We start from the raw sequence: 15,307 nt of genomic DNA, 5'->3' as shown, positions 1-15,307 counted from the left end.
ATATTAATAAATAATCTGATTCTAGATATAAAAATACATAAACACTTCTATGCAGGTTCCGCTATTCGTCTCTGAAATATTTGTTTTTTTGATACTAAAAAGGCTTTTCATTTTTGTTACTTATTATTCAGGCGGGCGTGTCTTAATTTTTATTTGATATATGAAACAGGCACCAATACAAAATAATACAATAAATATTACATATATCGCTAAACTCCTGTAGGGGTAAGACGCATGGGTTCCTAACCACATATACGATACATATACCAGTAATAATGCATTAATCAAAAGTACTATCTTAAGACGATTTATGAATAAAACAGCGATATTCGCAAGCGTAAATGAAGGTAAAAAGAGATACCTTGAACCGAACCATAGATTACGTCCCCAATACAAATCAATATTTACGGAATGAACATATGCGTCGCGTACTAAATATAATAGATGCATCAGACTTAACAGTAACATGAATTGGAGTAAAGTTACCCCAACTGTAATCCCTGAATTTATAATTAACTTTTTCATTTTATCTCGGTTCCATCGATTGTAAGGCACATAAAATACATCCGGCTATATATATCTTTATAACTTTCATTTTATACAGTATTTTCATTTTTATCTTGTCGGAATGGGTGTTTTACCTTTTTCGAAAATATATAAATTAGCAGGTAGCTCTCCACCAGGAGTATTTCCAGATACAGGTGGTGCATAAGCTCCATTTTCATTCCACAATGCTTCATCCCATTTATTCTCTAATGCTCTGTCATCATCTCGAAACATTTCTAAAGTATCTCTTTTTAGTAAGATTATTGAATCTTTATTGTATATGATTTTTGTTAAAACTACGTTTTTATCATGGGCTATTTTTAAATAATAGATTTTGGCAATTAGATTACGGCTGTATTTATCAATACTTCCCGTTTCACTGCGTATAGCATCACTTATGTGTTCCTGATAATCTGCGAATAATGTTTTTTCGTAAAAGAAAATAGATACAAAATCATTTTGCGCAACAGACTTTGTCAAGTGTTTTTGTCGGCAAAAATTGCATAGTATTTTCAGTAAAGAATCCGGTGAACAATTCTTATAATTAGCTACGGTATAGTATTGAAATTCGTCATTCCCCATTTTGTACCGGCCTGAATCACCAATCGGTTCTATACTTACATTTTCATCGCTGCATCCATGACAAATGGCAGGAAGTAACAATAATAAAATGATTTTTGTGATCATCCGTTTAAAAAGTTCCATTGCAAGTTTCATTTATTATTATTTTTGTGATAAATGGCTGGTAATTTTTAAAATGCTGTAAAACAAACCAACTATAAAAAATGTCATTATCATAATTTACAATGTCAGGATAATCAAGTCCAAAATGATCCCAATAAATAAATTCCAATTTAGCCGTAAAGTTATTTCCGTTTATAGCATAATCCGTAATAAAAACCTGATATGCCCATACATCATGTATCGTAATTCCTAAACCACTTATTTTATCATTGAATGTTGGAGTTTGAACGCCATGATCTAATAAATATTGATAAAGAACACCTGTCGAGCCATCTGTTATATTTAAGTTTTCAAACCGACCTTTGTTTTTGCTCAGATATTCGATTATAGCTTTTTTAACATGATTTATAAACGACTTTGAACTGTCATGTTCTTTCACTTTTCCTGTTAAAACTGCATCTGAAAACTCCCCACCTTTATTAGCTTTCATCTTTGCAACCATTTTGTGTGCTACATCTTCTAATTTTCCCATAGAATACCATTCAATCTCGTTGTTGAATATTTTAAATAGATTGTCATCTGATTTACGTGCAAAAGATCTCACTTTATTAATTCTTTGGTCAGCATATTTTTCAGCGTCTTCCTGTTTTTTCTTCTTTTCACTGACAAAGATGGAAATCAATTGTTGTTTCAATTTATTAAATCCGGATTCATCCATTGTATAATCGCCATAGAGTAAATCAGCAGCAGTTTCAGAATTGCTACGATTCATCCCTTTTCTGCGTTTTCCCTGCAATATCAACATAGGAAAAACTTTTTTTACTATGATAGTGACAGCTTTCTTTTTTGACACTGTCACCAAGTATGGCATTATAGTAATCTCTTTACCAGCCCACTTTTCCAGCACTTCCAATGAAATACGACCACCTTTGATCACCTCATCGTTAATGACAAGACGCTCCTCCTGATTGTCAATCTTCACCATCCATTTTACGCTGTCTTTTGTAGCCTGAGTCACTTTTTCTTCAGGTATAACTACTTCTGGTTTCGCCTGCCGACAGTATTCTACCGATAATTTAATGACATCTCCTGCCACAGCCTCTTTTATATCAGCATCTACGCCGCTATACGAATTTCTGTTTTACAAACGGGCCCAACATAGTAGACAACGATTTGCTCGCATGTTTGTATTGCATTGACATAAGCATGGAATCTTACATACTTGCCTTCGTCTTTTTTGGTAAAGGTGTATTGGCATGACAAGCCGGTGGCAATAGTTTCACTGTTGTCCGCTAACGTCATGTGTTTTCTGGCTTTCACCTCCTCGGGAGTGTATGTCACCTTCTTCCATGTAACGGGATCACTCTGTCGATAATTCATCATTGCACATAATTCAACAGTACTACCCGATCTTTCGATTTTTGTTTTTAAGGTCATAATATTAACAGTTTTATATTTCGGTCAAACTAATATTTGCTTAAAGCATTTAAGTAGCATTTATCTAACATTTTATTAATGGGCATCGCTTCTTTATTTTTAACATAAGTGCCATTTTCATCTATTTCCAAAGGAGGTACTATATACGATCGTTTATCAGCAACGTCGTAATAAATCTGCTCTAATGTATCTATTTGCAGCTCATTCCATTTTAACTTTTGAAAAAACACAATCCCTGACCTATAACTATCAGACTGTATAAATTCTCCATCCAAAAGGGGAAAATAGTTCCTGAGCACTTTCTCTCTCAACACCATTCCATTATGGCCGAATAAGTATATATCGCTATTTGTAGATGAACCTATAGAGTAAGTTAGAACTAAATCATTGACTCCATCATAATTGATGTCATAAATAGAATCTTTTATAAAGGCTGCCGTCTCTTCATAGCTCAATAACTTTATCGTATCATCAAGAAACCATGTGACTTTTGTAGACAAACAACTGTCATTATATTCGGAATGTTTGCAATAAATTCGACCATTAGAAAACAGATCTCCTTTTTGTCGGACATCCAAAACCAATCCGTTTCTTTTTATTACCGTATAACGAATCCCGTTTTCTTCACTTACACTTATTGTATCTGGAAATGTTTCGATTTCCATAGAATACGAATCATCTCCAACGCTTTTTGTATAACTAAAATATTTTAAGCCGTCGTATCGAGAGAGTAAACTATCTCGATAGGCTATAGTTACACTATTTCTGTCTGTGATTTCATCTTCAGTACAACCATTATTAACATCCAAAATAGCATTCTTTTTGATAAAGTTTATATCTTTCTTTGATTTGTAAGATCCTGAACAGGATATTAGCAATATATGTAAACTAAAAAGGACCCAGAAGCAATTTTTCATATAATATTCTATGTTAATTTTGTAATAACTCACCTTTCGGCGTTTTTATCGATGAGTGGCTATTTAGTTCTTTTGATATATTTTCTTTCAGTGCCAAGTAGGCAAGTACTTAAATTTGCCCACTGATACAATAAGTTAATTAACGAAACCATATCATCGTCACATATTATATTGACAATAACTACGATTAAAAATATATTTTTTATCGTTATTAAGGTTGTTTGTAGTCCATATAAACTCTTTTGTCGATTTTATGGTATCTATCTTTTGAGTAGTTGTCTTTTCTCCATTTTCTTGATAATAAATATGTTTAAATACATTTTGAAGTATTTTGCATGGCAAATCTCCGTCTACATAATAGAGTTCTTCTATCCCCTCGTTAAAGCCATTATTTCCGGCAACAGGTCTTTTAAAAGAGAGATATATCTGACCGTCTATCTTTAAAACTGAAAATTTTCCAATCCCCTCTTTACCCTCCCCGCCAAACAATCCAGAATCGGTAAAGTATTTCTGAAAAGCGTTAAGCTGCCAACCGTCGTCAACTTTCGAGAAGATAGCCACACTTATCGTGGCCGTGCTAAAATGAGAGCCAACGACCCTTGTTTGGTAAGCATTCACCCTTTCATAGCTTTGTGTTTTAAATATTAATATCCGACTATCTCGATTCGAGTTATTTTTGAATAATAGAATAGTGTCTAGCGAAGTGTGACATTTCTCGTCAAAGGAGATGTTGAATATATGTTTTTCCGAATAATTCGGGCTCCAAATAAAAACAGGTTGATTAACAATATCTACGTGTGATATATCAAATAATTTATTTACCACACAATTGAGTTCCATGCAGTTGAATGTATCTAGATTTTGATACTTCAAGCTCTGTGCAAATATATTCGCGTCGAGCCATAATAGAAATATAAAAGCAATAAATATTTTTTTATTTTTCATATTGTACTAATTTCCCAACAGGAGTTATTATATCACTTTTAGAATTAAGTTCATTAGAAATATTTTTCTTAAACATTTTCCGGCATATTCCTGCAACACCAAACCCAATGCACCAACCCCAAAAGGCTCCTATAAAAGTATAAATCATCAGTAATTGTATGAAAAAACTTTTATCGGGTATGAAAAACGAAGAGCGAAAATTTTCATCTAAGCAAGGTTCCAATCCCTCCAACACTGCAAAGGCTGCCCCCCACAATATGCCCAAAACAACCGGTATATATTTTCAGTATCTTCATATCTAATATCTTCTCATCTTATTCCAAATCGGTAAAAGGTACGATTTTGGTATCCCGACAATACATATAGTCTTCATTATACCACTCGGGATCATCTTCTAACACTCCTACAAAAAATTTAATCAAGAAACCATCATCCCGTATCTGGAATAATATTTGAGTAATTCTGTCATTGTCCTGACAATCTACTTCTGCCACTACAAATGCTTTTATTACGTTCCCCTCGCTATCTACACTGAGCAATACCCATTGAGGAAATTCTTCGTTGGGAAAGGCTGAAGTAAAACGCTTGATGTAATAAAGCAGCAGCTCATGGTTTCCCGCTTTGGGAAGACGCTTGGCAAAAATGAAAGCTCCTGGTTCACGCAACAATGAATATTCATTTTTAAGTTGGTCCTTAAGGGTATCGTAATCAAAATAGTCGTTTAACCGATACCTGTTTTCAATGTCTTTATCCGTGTCCCAGAACAAAAAAGTCGGATCATTATAATCACAGCGGAACGAATCTAATTCGCATAGATTTGGTGCTCCGACCATCGTACTGTCGATGGGGACAGCTTCAATAAGTTTGGAAAAACTTACCGGATTGCAATAGCTTGCGGTTGTGTAAAGCAACACGATAACACTGAATAAAATAGTTCTTTTCATAACGTTTTTTTTATTGGGATTGTTGTTTTATGGAAGCCCTGACTGTGCAAATGATCAGCATGTCCGTTCAGATGCTTAACATCTAACATCGATGTACTTCCGGGAAGTTTATCTATTTCTTCTTCAATAAACTACCATCAAAGATAATTTCACTTCCATCAACCCACCTGTCATCTTTATCCCAATCTCCTCCTTCACTATGCATTTGCATACTGTCAACAACGACAATACTTTGTTCAAGGTCTATTATACAACACAGATAATTTTCATAGAATATTTTTTTATCTTCATCCTCTACATAGTATCTTATAATATTATCCAACAGAACAAATCTTTTACTTGGAGAGGGATACAGACCCAATTCACTTCCATTTTCATACGGAAATTTTGCTATTTTAACCGTGTCTCTCTCTTTAAGACGTATGATATATGGATTATACCATAACTTAAGACGATTATCATATTTTTTGTACAAAATGGCAAAACGTTCGGAAACATTAATAACCGTATCTTTTGACTGTGTTACTGATTTTTGAGGTGGTATATCTGAAGAAATTTTACTACCTCCAAAACAATGAATAGCCAAACCTAATGCAATTGCTACAAACAACATATTTACTTTCATACTACTATTTATTTTTAATAAAAATTATTATCACTCATTTTTCGATATCTATTTGCCCTATCTGTACCTCTTCTGCTAATATTATAGTCATCTAATTAAGTTATCTAATCAGCCGCATAAGTAATTTTGGTGACAGTATTTTCGTCCTTCTGCATAATTTCAAAACAGGTAACCCCTCCAATCAATATTTGTCAGTAGATTCACAGGGGGGATTGTATCGTATTTTTGCCTCAAAGTTATTAGCGGAAAAAATAACAATAGAATGACTGAATATTTCATTTTATAAAATATATAAATTAAGCAAAACATTATCAACAGAAACAAATGAAATTTTTTTTATCCACATTTACAATACCTATGATATAATTTTAAATATCCATATAAAATTTTATTCTATTTTATGAATATAAAAACTCTTACGCCTTATGTCTCGGAAATATTTTTTATCTTTGAAGTAAAATCAATTCTTATGATATTTTATTTTTCCGGTACCGGAAACTCGCGATGGGTAGCTGGGGAACTCGCCGAGGTGCAAAATGAAAAATTATTTTTCATTCCCGATGAAATCGAGTCGCTGCGGTATAAAAATAAATATGCTGTATCTCCCGGTGAAAAAATAGGATTTGTATTCCCTGTTTATTCTTGGGGGATTCCTCCTTTTATCACATCCTTTATCAAAGCAATAAACTTCGATTACGACTGTCCTCCTTATATTTTCCTGGTTTGCACGTGCGGCGACGACACGGGACTTACCGACATTATCTTCCGACGTCTCCTCGACCGGAAAAACATGTTTTGCAATGCGGGGTTTTCGGTGACGATGCCCAATAATTATATACTATTACCGGGATTCGACACTGATAGCAAAGCACTCGAAACCCGGAAACTGGAAAAAGCATCGGAACGCATAAAATACGTCAACAAAGAAATAAGTCTTAAAACGAATAACCTATACGACTTCCACAGAGGAAAATTCGCGTTTCTGAAATCCCGTATAATTAACCCGCTTTTCAGAAAATTGCAAGTACAATCCCGACATTTCCATGCAAATGATAATTGCATACGCTGTGGCCTATGTTCTAAGGTATGTCCTTCTCATAATATCGATCTCTCCCCCACTCCCCGGTGGGGAAACAATTGTTTGCAATGCTTGGCATGTATTCACGATTGCCCGGTACAGGCCATCCAGTATAAAAATATAACCGTAGAAAAAGGGCGTTATCATTTCGAAAATATTACGGAATAAATCAAACCGAATACAAAAAGAAATGTTATTTTTGTATGAATAAAGAATTATAAATATTCCATCGTCATGAAAAAATATTCGACTCTTACTACCCTTTTTTGTTTTACGCTCACATTGGCCATAGTTTCTTGTACACATAAAAAGAAAGATAACGGCAAAACCTCCGACCAAGACAGCGCACAAGTGGAGAACGTAGCACTAACCGGCAATCCCGATACACTCACTTTCGAGACTATTAAAATAGAAAAAAAATCATACATCGCTAATAATCCCAAAAACCCGGGATGCACATACGACCTCGATTTAGTATACCCTTCGGGTTATACCGATCCCGAAACATTACAGGGAATACAAAAATTATTTCTCGAATCGGTGTTCGGATCGAAATATGCCGATCTTACGCCCAATGAAGCTGCCGCTCAGAATATGAAAGATTATATAGACAATTATCAGTCTGAAATGACGGAGTATATAAAATCGATGACCAAAGAAGACAAAGAAGCGCAGGGGGCCGATGCATGGATGAATTATGCATCGTACGATTCTACAGCCACAACTTATAATAAAAATAAAATATATAGTTTCAACGTATACACATACTCTTATACGGGGGGAGCTCATGGTATTTACGGAACAGCGGCTTATATAATCGATATCGAAAATCAGAAAAGAATCGATTTTGCCGATATATTTACAACACAGGATACTGCCCGTTTGAAAGTCATGCTGAAGGAACAATTGGCCACCGATCAAAATGTTAAAAACGAACAAGCCCTGAAGCAACTGGGATTTTGGACCGATAATATAACTCCCGACGATAATTTCTTTGTTACCGGGAAAGGGATTACCTGGATATTTAATCCGTATGATATAGCTCCCTATTCTATGGGATCAACAGAAATAACATTAAGTTTCGACAAACTGAAACCGATGATAAAAAAACAAAGTCCCATTTTACGAATTATTAATCCAGACACAGATGCAAATCATCGATAAATATTTTCCGATATTATCCGACACGCAAAAAAAACAAATCGACGATCTTTATGATCTTTATACCGATTGGAACGCCAAAATAAATGTTATTTCACGTAAAGATATAGAAAACCTGTATCTGCATCATGTATTACACTCGCTCGGTATTGCCAAAATGCTGAACTTTACATCCGGTAGTACGATCATGGACGTCGGTACCGGAGGCGGATTTCCCGGAATTCCCCTTGCTATACTTTTCCCCGAATGCAAATTTCATTTGGTAGACCGTATCGGAAAAAAAATAAAAGTAGCGACCGAAGTCTCCGCCGCAATCGGGCTGAATAACGTAACTTTCAGACATGCAGGCGCTGAGGAAGAAAAACAAAAATTCGATTTTGTCGTCAGCCGGGCAGTTATGCCATTAAACGACCTGATCAGAATCATTACAAAAAATATCAAAACCGATCAAAAAAACGCTCTGCCCAACGGTCTCATTTGTTTAAAAGGCGGAGAACTCGAAAACGAAATAAAACCGGTAAAAAAACGTGCATTGGTATATAATCTGAAAGATTATTTCAGTGAAGACTTTTTCGATACGAAAAAAGCGGTATACGTGCAAATATAACCGGAATATACTCTTTAAGCTATTTAGTAATGAAAATAAAGAAATTCGAATTCAATCCTTTTCCCGTAAATACATATATCGTATGGGATGAAGATACGCACGAATGCATTGTTATAGACGCAGGATGTTATTATCCGAAAGAGAAAGAAACGCTTAGCGAATATATCAGAGACAACGCACTCACCGTAAAACACCTGTTAGCGACACATCTTCACCTCGACCACAATTTCGGAAATACATTCGCCTCTCACGAATTTGGAATACCGCTCGAAGCGGATAAAGCCGACGAATTTTTGCTGGCCGGGATGAGAGAACAAGCGGCAATGTTCGGGATGGAATTACCCGACTCCCCGGTTTCCATCGGACGATATATAAAAAACAAAGATACTTTTACCTTCGGTAAACACACCCTACACGCTATTTCTGTCCCGGGTCATTCTCCCGGAAGCCTGGTATTTTATGAACCCGATGAACGTGTAGCCTTTGCAGGCGACGTTCTTTTCAGAGGCAGCATCGGGCGCACCGATCTTCCCGGCGGAAGTTACGTACAACTTGTAAACGGTATCAAACAAAAATTACTGGTTTTACCAGACGATACAATTATATACCCGGGGCATGGTCCTAAAACCACAATCGGGTACGAAAAAGAAAACAACCCTTATTTCTGAAAATCATAACAAGCCCAGTTCTTTGAACATTTGCTCATAGAACCGGGCTTTTTCCTCGATAGGCCGGGGATATGCTCTCGATGTAGAAGGCATACGGTAAAGACGCATTTCCCGATCCTGCCATATAAATTCACTGTACCCTCCTACCTTAGGTACAGAAGTATCGATCATTTTTAACAAAGTTTCGGTTGCTTTCTGGCCGGTAGTTACAATCGCAGTACAAAAGGGTAATTTTTTTAACACCGATGACAAATCGAGCGGATCGACTACTTCAAGAAACTTATCGGATGCATTATCCTGTAAACGTACGACAGACATCGCCGTATCTCCCAGAGCAATTCCCTTCTCAAACAAAAACTCGCATATACGTTCTTTATTAAATTTTTTGTTATCCGGTTCCAGAAAATAATTTTTATTCGCAAAAAAAATATAACCGAAAACACGCCACATATCATTCTGAAGATTAGGGTAGTAAAAATCCATACTCCAACGTTTTTTTTGCGGCGGAAAACTGCCCAACATTAACAATCGAGCTCTCTCCGGTAAAAATAATTCGAGAGGATGATATTCGGGCTGCTGTTCTTCTTTCATATCCATGATTAAAATCAATTATGAGCAAAGGTAAGAAATAGACCATAATTTCCGACTTTTTATTATCATTTGTATCGGTAGATTCCATACATTTGTAGCGAAAACTTTATTTACAAAAATAGTTTTTCAAAACATTATGCTCAATATGAAACACACGACATTATCGACCCTGATTTTTTTTCTGTTTACGGCCTGTGATGTATTCGAATATCATCCATACGATGTCAAACTAGGAAAAGAATATCGGCATATCAACGCCACACAAATTGCCGCATTAAAAGAAAAAAATACGGGCAAAGGAACATTGCGATTTGCATTTATGGGCGATACCCAACGTTTTTATGACGAAACCGAAGATTTCGTAGCTCATATAAACGGTCGCAACGACATAGACTTTGTCATACATGGCGGAGACATGTCTGACTTCGGCCTCAAAAAAGAATTCATTTGGTGTGAAGATCGGATGAAAAAGCTGAAAGTACCTTATATTACCTTATGCGGAAATCATGATATTTTAGGAACGGGCGAAGAAATATACACATCGATGTATGGAGATCTCAACTTTTCTTTCATTTTCGAACGGGTAAAATTTATATGTATCAATACGAATGCCCTCGAATTCGATTACTCCACTCCAGTCCCCGATTTCGATTTCATTTTGAGGGAGATCCGGCAAAGCGACGAATACGATAAAACGGTTTTCGTAATGCACGTTCCACCCGGAGACATCGAATTCAACAATAATGTAAAATTTACATTCCAACAGCAAATAAAACAAGCCCAGAATCTGCTTTTTTGTATGCATGCGCATACGCATACTTTTAAAGTTACCGATTATTTTAACGACGGCTTACTTTATTATGCCTGCGATACCATTATGAAACGCAGCTACCTCCTCTTTACCATTACTCCTGAAGGATATAGTTACGAATACATTCATTTCTGAAATCACATGTATATGAGAAAAAAGATACTATTCTTCCTCATCATATTATTACCGGCCGCTGTTTACGGCCAGTGTGAAGGGGGAAAAGACAGCCTGTCGAAATATGAAAAACGTATTCTCAAATATCAAAGACGTTGGTCACACTTTATTCCTAAATATACAAAATTACAATTTGCCGGAGGAATGGGAATGCTATCAGGCGGCATCGGCTGGGTATACGGAAAAAAACACTGGGAAACGGACTTACTCATCGGATTCGTACCCGAATTTTCGGGCGAAAGCGGATACGCTACCATCACTCTAAAAGAAAACTATATTCCCTGGAATATAAAGCTGAACCATACCCCTAAATTTTATGACTGGAATCTGGAACCTTTTACTGTTTCTCTCTATATAAATAAGATATTCGGTGAGAACTTCTGGCGTACCCCTCCCCAAAGATATCCTGATGGTTATTATTATATGGCTACCAATATGAGAATCAACATCGCATTCGGCCAGCGGATCAATGTGAAAATGCGCAATCCTAAATTTAATAAAGCAATCGGATTTTTTTATGAGGTAGGCACCAATGACCTGTATATTCTCTGCCTCGTACAAAATAAAACACTGAAAATACATGATATTTTCAGTCTCTCTCTCGGATTGAGAATGCAGATTTTCTAAAAATAAAAAACAAGCAAAGTAAAAAAAACGTATATTGCATCTTATTATCTTATATTCATCACTTATTATTTATTTCTATATCATGAAACATATACAAAAAGGTGTATTGTACGCCCTATTCTGTCCCGGTCTCTTTTTTATTTCACCCGTACATGCCGGAGATATATCGGTAAAAATCACAAAAAAATATCTGAATATACCGGTATCCCATCAGACTGACCGAATACCGATGAAATTATCTGAAAAAGACAAAAAAATCGACAGCTTCAACATCAGATTGGCCCCCGAACAAGCCGATTACTGGGTATTTTACGACGTATCTTCTTTAAAAGGAAAAACAGTTAAAATTTCGATTCCCGGTGAAAATAACGGTTTAAAAGCCATTTATCAAGATGATGTTATAGCCGGAAGCGATAGCCTCTATAAAGAAACATACCGTCCCCAGTTCCATTTTTCATCTCGACGGGGCTGGAATAACGACCCGAACGGAATGATCTATTACGATGGAGAATATCATCTTTTTTATCAGCACAATCCTTATGAACGAGAATGGGAAAATATGCATTGGGGACACGCTGTGAGTAAAGACCTGATTCATTGGGAAGAATTAGGCGACGCCCTCCGTCCCGATTCTATCGGAAGCATTTTCTCAGGCTCATGTGTTATCGATTATGAAAACACAGCAGGTTTCAATCAAGGAAAAACACCCGCAATGGTTGCCATTTATACAGCCGATAATCCCCAAAAACAAGTACAATGTATTGCTTATAGTCTCGACAAAGGTAGAACCTGGACGAAATACAAAGGAAATCCCGTAATCGACTCGAATGCCAAATGGAAAACTAAAGATACCCGAGATCCGAAAGTTTTCTGGTATAAACCAGGGAAAGAATGGGTTATGGTATTGAATGAACGAGACGGCCATTCTATTTATACCTCAACCGATTTAAAAGAATGGAACTATCAGAGCCATATTACCGGTTTTTGGGAATGTCCTGAATTATTCGAATTACCAGTAAACGGAGACCCAGAAAATACACGATGGGTTATGTACGGAGCTTCGGGAACTTATATGATAGGAACTTTCGACGGGAAAAAATTTACACCTGAAAACGGGAAATTCTATTATAACACGGGGGCCATGTATGCCGCCCAAACATTTACCAATATGCCTGCATCGGACAACCGGCGCATACAAATCGGCTGGGAACGCATTACACATCCGGGAATGCCTTTCAAAGGAATGATGTCGGTTCCTACGGTACTTTCGTTAAAAGCAACCCCTAACGGTATAAGATTATTCAGTGTTCCAGTTCAGGAACTGGAGAAACTGCAGGATGAAAAACTGAATATATCCACTAATCTTACTGCCCGAAAAGCATCGGAATTGTTACAACCGTTCAATAAAGAAGGAAGTATGCGCATACGTCTCACGATGAAACTTTCCCATGCAACAGATGCCGGACTCAACCTTTACGGACAATCACTTTTACACTATGATATGAACTCGAACCGGGTAAACGGAGTTTTCTATTCTCCCGCCGATTGTACAAGTATGGAAATTACCGCAGATATACTTATCGACCGTACTTCTGTCGAAGTATTCATCGATAACGGAGCCTATTCTTATTCGATGGAAAGAAAACCCCATAACGATAATAATGAAGGATTTCATTTCTGGGGTAACAACATAGAAATAAAAAACTTGAAATTGTATAAAATGCAATCGATCTGGAAATAAAAATAAATCCCGGCTACATTTTTGTAGTCGGGATTTATATATAAATATTCGATTAAAGAACTTACTAACTGAAGTTCCGAAGCAGATTACATCATGCCGCCCATGCCGCCCATACCGGGAGCAGCCATTGCGGGAGCAGGATTATCTTCCTTCTTCTCAGCGATAACACATTCGGTAGTTAAGAACATACCTGCAATAGAAGCAGCATTTTCAAGAGCCACACGCGTAACTTTAGCAGGATCTATAACACCGGCAGCAAAGAAATTTTCGTATTCGCCGGTACGAGCATTGTAACCGTAATCGCCTTTACCGTCTTTTACACGCTGTACGACTACGGCACCTTCTACACCTGCATTAGCGACGATCTGGCGTAAAGGTTCTTCGATCGCACGTTTTACAATTTCGATACCAGTCGTTTCATCGTCGTTCTCACCCTTCATATTTTCGAGTGAAGCGATACAACGTATGTAAGCTACACCACCCCCGGGAACAATACCTTCTGCAATGGCAGCACGAGTTGCACTCAAAGCATCATCTACACGATCTTTTTTCTCTTTCATTTCTACTTCAGAAGCAGCACCGATATAAAGAACTGCAACACCACCGGCCAATTTAGCCAAACGTTCCTGCAATTTCTCACGATCGTAATCAGAAGTAGTAGTCTCGATCTGTGCTTTAATCTGAGCTACACGAGCTGCAATAGCATCTTTGTTTCCCAAACCGTTAACGATCGTCGTATTTTCTTTGTTTACGGTAATCTTTTCGGCACGTCCCAGCATATCGATTGTCGCACCATCGAGTTTCAGGCCTTTTTCCTCTGAAATTACCACCCCACCGGTAAGAACAGCAATATCTTCGAGCATTTCTTTACGACGGTCGCCGAATCCCGGAGCTTTCACTGCACATATTTTCAATGAACCGCGCAAACGATTTACAACCAATGTAGCTAAAGCTTCGCTATCTACATCTTCTGCAATAATCAATAAAGGACGTCCCGATTGAGCCGTTGCTTCAAGTATAGGAAGCATTTCCTTCAGTGAAGATATTTTCTTATCGTAAATGAGAATGTAAGGATTTTCCATCTCACATTCCATTTTTTCGGTATTGGTCACAAAATAAGGAGAAATATAACCACGATCGAATTGCATACCTTCAACGATTTCAACAGTCGTATCGGTACCTTTAGCTTCTTCTACTGTAATAACTCCTTCTTTTTTCACCTTCTTCATTGCTTCGGCAATAAGCTGACCGATTTCCTGGTCATTATTAGCAGAAATACGAGCAACCGATTCGATTTTCTTAAAATCATCGCCTACTTCTTCAGACTGAGCTTTAATGCCTTCTACTACTTTAATTACCGCCTTATCTATACCACGTTTCAAATCCATGGGATTAGCACCGGCAGCGACATTTTTAAGACCTACATTTACAATCGACTGTGCAAGTACAGTAGCAGTCGTCGTACCATCACCGGCATCGTCACCGGTTTTCGATGCAACTTCTTTTACCAACTGAGCCCCCATATTCTGGAAAGGATCTTCGAGTTCGATCTCTTTAGCAACCGTAACGCCGTCTTTCGTGATGTGAGGTGCACCGAATTTCTTTTCGATAATTACATTACGACCTTTCGGACCCAATGTTACTTTAACGGCGTTAGCCAATTCGTCAACCCCTTTTTTCAGTTCTTCACGAGCCTGAATATCAAATTTAATTTCTTTTGCCATAATAATAATGCTTTAAAAACAGTTCGA

17 protein-coding genes are annotated in these 15,307 nt (G+C 37.0%); 8 read left to right on the top strand and 9 right to left on the bottom strand.

The genetic code is table 11. From position 1 onward, the window contains the following. Nucleotides 1-615 precede the first annotated feature (615 nt). The 5 genes from NMU02_RS03160 to NMU02_RS03140 form a co-directional block, all read right to left on the bottom strand. Nucleotides 616-1,263, bottom strand: coding sequence for a hypothetical protein (locus NMU02_RS03160; RefSeq protein ID WP_255025743.1), 648 nt, complete (start codon nt 1,261-1,263; stop codon nt 616-618). After that, complete coding sequence (locus tag NMU02_RS03155) at nt 1,238-2,326, bottom strand: DUF3289 family protein (protein ID WP_255025742.1); 1,089 nt, start codon at nt 2,324-2,326, stop codon at nt 1,238-1,240. Before NMU02_RS03155 ends, NMU02_RS03160 begins: the two co-directional genes overlap by 26 nt. Before the next feature lie 20 nt (nt 2,327-2,346). Then, nucleotides 2,347-2,667 carry a hypothetical protein gene (locus NMU02_RS03150; protein WP_255025740.1) on the bottom strand — a complete coding sequence of 107 codons (321 nt, stop codon included), beginning with the start codon at nt 2,665-2,667 and terminating at the stop codon, nt 2,347-2,349. A gap of 29 nt (nt 2,668-2,696) precedes the next feature. After that, entirely contained in the window at nt 2,697-3,476 is a 780-nt protein-coding gene (locus tag NMU02_RS03145; RefSeq protein ID WP_255025739.1) for a hypothetical protein, read from the bottom strand. 267 nt (nt 3,477-3,743) lie between these two features. Beyond that, a complete protein-coding gene (locus tag NMU02_RS03140; protein WP_255025738.1) occupies nt 3,744-4,202 on the bottom strand; it encodes a hypothetical protein in 459 nt (152 codons plus the stop codon). A 485-nt stretch (nt 4,203-4,687) separates the two neighbouring features. On the opposite strand from NMU02_RS03140, the gene NMU02_RS03135 reads away from it, so the two are divergent. Continuing rightward, the gene (locus NMU02_RS03135) at nt 4,688-4,831 is read left to right on the top strand and encodes a hypothetical protein (RefSeq protein ID WP_255025737.1); all 144 of its coding nucleotides are present in this window, start codon (nt 4,688-4,690) and stop codon (nt 4,829-4,831) included. A gap of 12 nt (nt 4,832-4,843) precedes the next feature. Here the strand turns inward: NMU02_RS03135 and NMU02_RS03130 are convergent, their stop codons facing one another. Then, nucleotides 4,844-5,473, bottom strand: coding sequence for a hypothetical protein (locus tag NMU02_RS03130; RefSeq protein ID WP_255025734.1), 630 nt, complete (start codon nt 5,471-5,473; stop codon nt 4,844-4,846). A gap of 112 nt (nt 5,474-5,585) precedes the next feature. Beyond that, nucleotides 5,586-6,098: a hypothetical protein gene (locus NMU02_RS03125; RefSeq protein WP_255025733.1), complete on the bottom strand. Its 513-nt coding sequence runs from the start codon at nt 6,096-6,098 to the stop codon at nt 5,586-5,588. Between the two features lie 469 nt (nt 6,099-6,567). Between NMU02_RS03125 and NMU02_RS03120 the strand changes: the two genes are divergently transcribed. From NMU02_RS03120 to NMU02_RS03105, 4 genes are all read left to right on the top strand, one after another. After that, complete coding sequence (locus NMU02_RS03120; RefSeq protein ID WP_255025732.1) at nt 6,568-7,344, top strand: EFR1 family ferrodoxin; 777 nt, start codon at nt 6,568-6,570, stop codon at nt 7,342-7,344. Nucleotides 7,345-7,410: 66 nt separating this feature from the next. Continuing rightward, nucleotides 7,411-8,340, top strand: a complete 930-nt coding sequence (locus NMU02_RS03115; RefSeq protein WP_255025731.1) for a DUF3298 and DUF4163 domain-containing protein — start codon at nt 7,411-7,413, stop codon at nt 8,338-8,340. Beyond that, nucleotides 8,324-8,944 carry a 16S rRNA (guanine(527)-N(7))-methyltransferase RsmG gene (rsmG, locus tag NMU02_RS03110; protein ID WP_255025730.1) on the top strand — a complete coding sequence of 207 codons (621 nt, stop codon included), beginning with the start codon at nt 8,324-8,326 and terminating at the stop codon, nt 8,942-8,944. Before NMU02_RS03115 ends, rsmG begins: the two co-directional genes overlap by 17 nt. A 29-nt stretch (nt 8,945-8,973) precedes the next feature. Then, nucleotides 8,974-9,612 carry an MBL fold metallo-hydrolase gene (locus NMU02_RS03105; RefSeq protein WP_255025729.1) on the top strand — a complete coding sequence of 213 codons (639 nt, stop codon included), beginning with the start codon at nt 8,974-8,976 and terminating at the stop codon, nt 9,610-9,612. Between the two features lie 3 nt (nt 9,613-9,615). On the opposite strand, the gene NMU02_RS03100 is transcribed toward NMU02_RS03105, so the two are convergent. Further along, complete coding sequence (locus tag NMU02_RS03100; protein WP_255025827.1) at nt 9,616-10,203, bottom strand: uracil-DNA glycosylase family protein; 588 nt, start codon at nt 10,201-10,203, stop codon at nt 9,616-9,618. Between the two features lie 145 nt (nt 10,204-10,348). Here NMU02_RS03100 and NMU02_RS03095 point away from each other — a divergent pair, with 145 nt between their 5' ends. The 3 genes from NMU02_RS03095 to NMU02_RS03085 all read left to right on the top strand — a co-directional run bounded on the left by NMU02_RS03095 (nt 10,349) and on the right by NMU02_RS03085 (nt 13,556). Further along, nucleotides 10,349-11,149, top strand: a complete 801-nt coding sequence (locus tag NMU02_RS03095) for a metallophosphoesterase family protein (protein WP_255025728.1) — start codon at nt 10,349-10,351, stop codon at nt 11,147-11,149. A gap of 12 nt (nt 11,150-11,161) precedes the next feature. Further along, the gene (locus tag NMU02_RS03090; protein WP_255025727.1) at nt 11,162-11,815 is read left to right on the top strand and encodes a hypothetical protein; all 654 of its coding nucleotides are present in this window, start codon (nt 11,162-11,164) and stop codon (nt 11,813-11,815) included. Nucleotides 11,816-11,897: 82 nt separating this feature from the next. Then, a complete protein-coding gene (locus NMU02_RS03085) occupies nt 11,898-13,556 on the top strand; it encodes a glycoside hydrolase family 32 protein (protein ID WP_255025726.1) in 1,659 nt (552 codons plus the stop codon). An 86-nt stretch (nt 13,557-13,642) separates the two neighbouring features. Here NMU02_RS03085 and groL read toward each other — a convergent pair whose 3' ends face one another. Beyond that, nucleotides 13,643-15,280, bottom strand: coding sequence for a chaperonin GroEL (groL, locus tag NMU02_RS03080; protein ID WP_255025725.1), 1,638 nt, complete (start codon nt 15,278-15,280; stop codon nt 13,643-13,645). Between the last annotated feature and the right edge of the window lie 27 nt (nt 15,281-15,307).

The organism is Coprobacter tertius, assembly GCF_024330105.1.
GTDB classification, from domain to species: domain Bacteria; phylum Bacteroidota; class Bacteroidia; order Bacteroidales; family Coprobacteraceae; genus Coprobacter; species Coprobacter tertius.
This window is presented reverse-complemented; position numbering and strand designations above follow the sequence as displayed.

Coding starts and splice junctions, on each gene's coding strand:
- NMU02_RS03085 (WP_255025726.1), top strand. CDS start 11,898: ATGAAACATATACAAAAAGGTGTATTGTACGCCCTATTCTGTCCCGGT.
- NMU02_RS03160 (WP_255025743.1), bottom strand. CDS start 1,263: ATGAAACTTGCAATGGAACTTTTTAAACGGATGATCACAAAAATCATT.
- NMU02_RS03090 (WP_255025727.1), top strand. CDS start 11,162: ATGAGAAAAAAGATACTATTCTTCCTCATCATATTATTACCGGCCGCT.
- NMU02_RS03095 (WP_255025728.1), top strand. CDS start 10,349: ATGAAACACACGACATTATCGACCCTGATTTTTTTTCTGTTTACGGCC.
- NMU02_RS03115 (WP_255025731.1), top strand. CDS start 7,411: ATGAAAAAATATTCGACTCTTACTACCCTTTTTTGTTTTACGCTCACA.
- NMU02_RS03105 (WP_255025729.1), top strand. CDS start 8,974: ATGAAAATAAAGAAATTCGAATTCAATCCTTTTCCCGTAAATACATAT.
- NMU02_RS03150 (WP_255025740.1), bottom strand. CDS start 2,667: ATGACCTTAAAAACAAAAATCGAAAGATCGGGTAGTACTGTTGAATTA.
- NMU02_RS03130 (WP_255025734.1), bottom strand. CDS start 5,473: ATGAAAAGAACTATTTTATTCAGTGTTATCGTGTTGCTTTACACAACC.
- groL (WP_255025725.1), bottom strand. CDS start 15,280: ATGGCAAAAGAAATTAAATTTGATATTCAGGCTCGTGAAGAACTGAAA.
- NMU02_RS03125 (WP_255025733.1), bottom strand. CDS start 6,098: ATGAAAGTAAATATGTTGTTTGTAGCAATTGCATTAGGTTTGGCTATT.
- NMU02_RS03120 (WP_255025732.1), top strand. CDS start 6,568: ATGATATTTTATTTTTCCGGTACCGGAAACTCGCGATGGGTAGCTGGG.
- rsmG (WP_255025730.1), top strand. CDS start 8,324: ATGCAAATCATCGATAAATATTTTCCGATATTATCCGACACGCAAAAA.
- NMU02_RS03135 (WP_255025737.1), top strand. CDS start 4,688: ATGAAAAAACTTTTATCGGGTATGAAAAACGAAGAGCGAAAATTTTCA.
- NMU02_RS03100 (WP_255025827.1), bottom strand. CDS start 10,203: ATGAAAGAAGAACAGCAGCCCGAATATCATCCTCTCGAATTATTTTTA.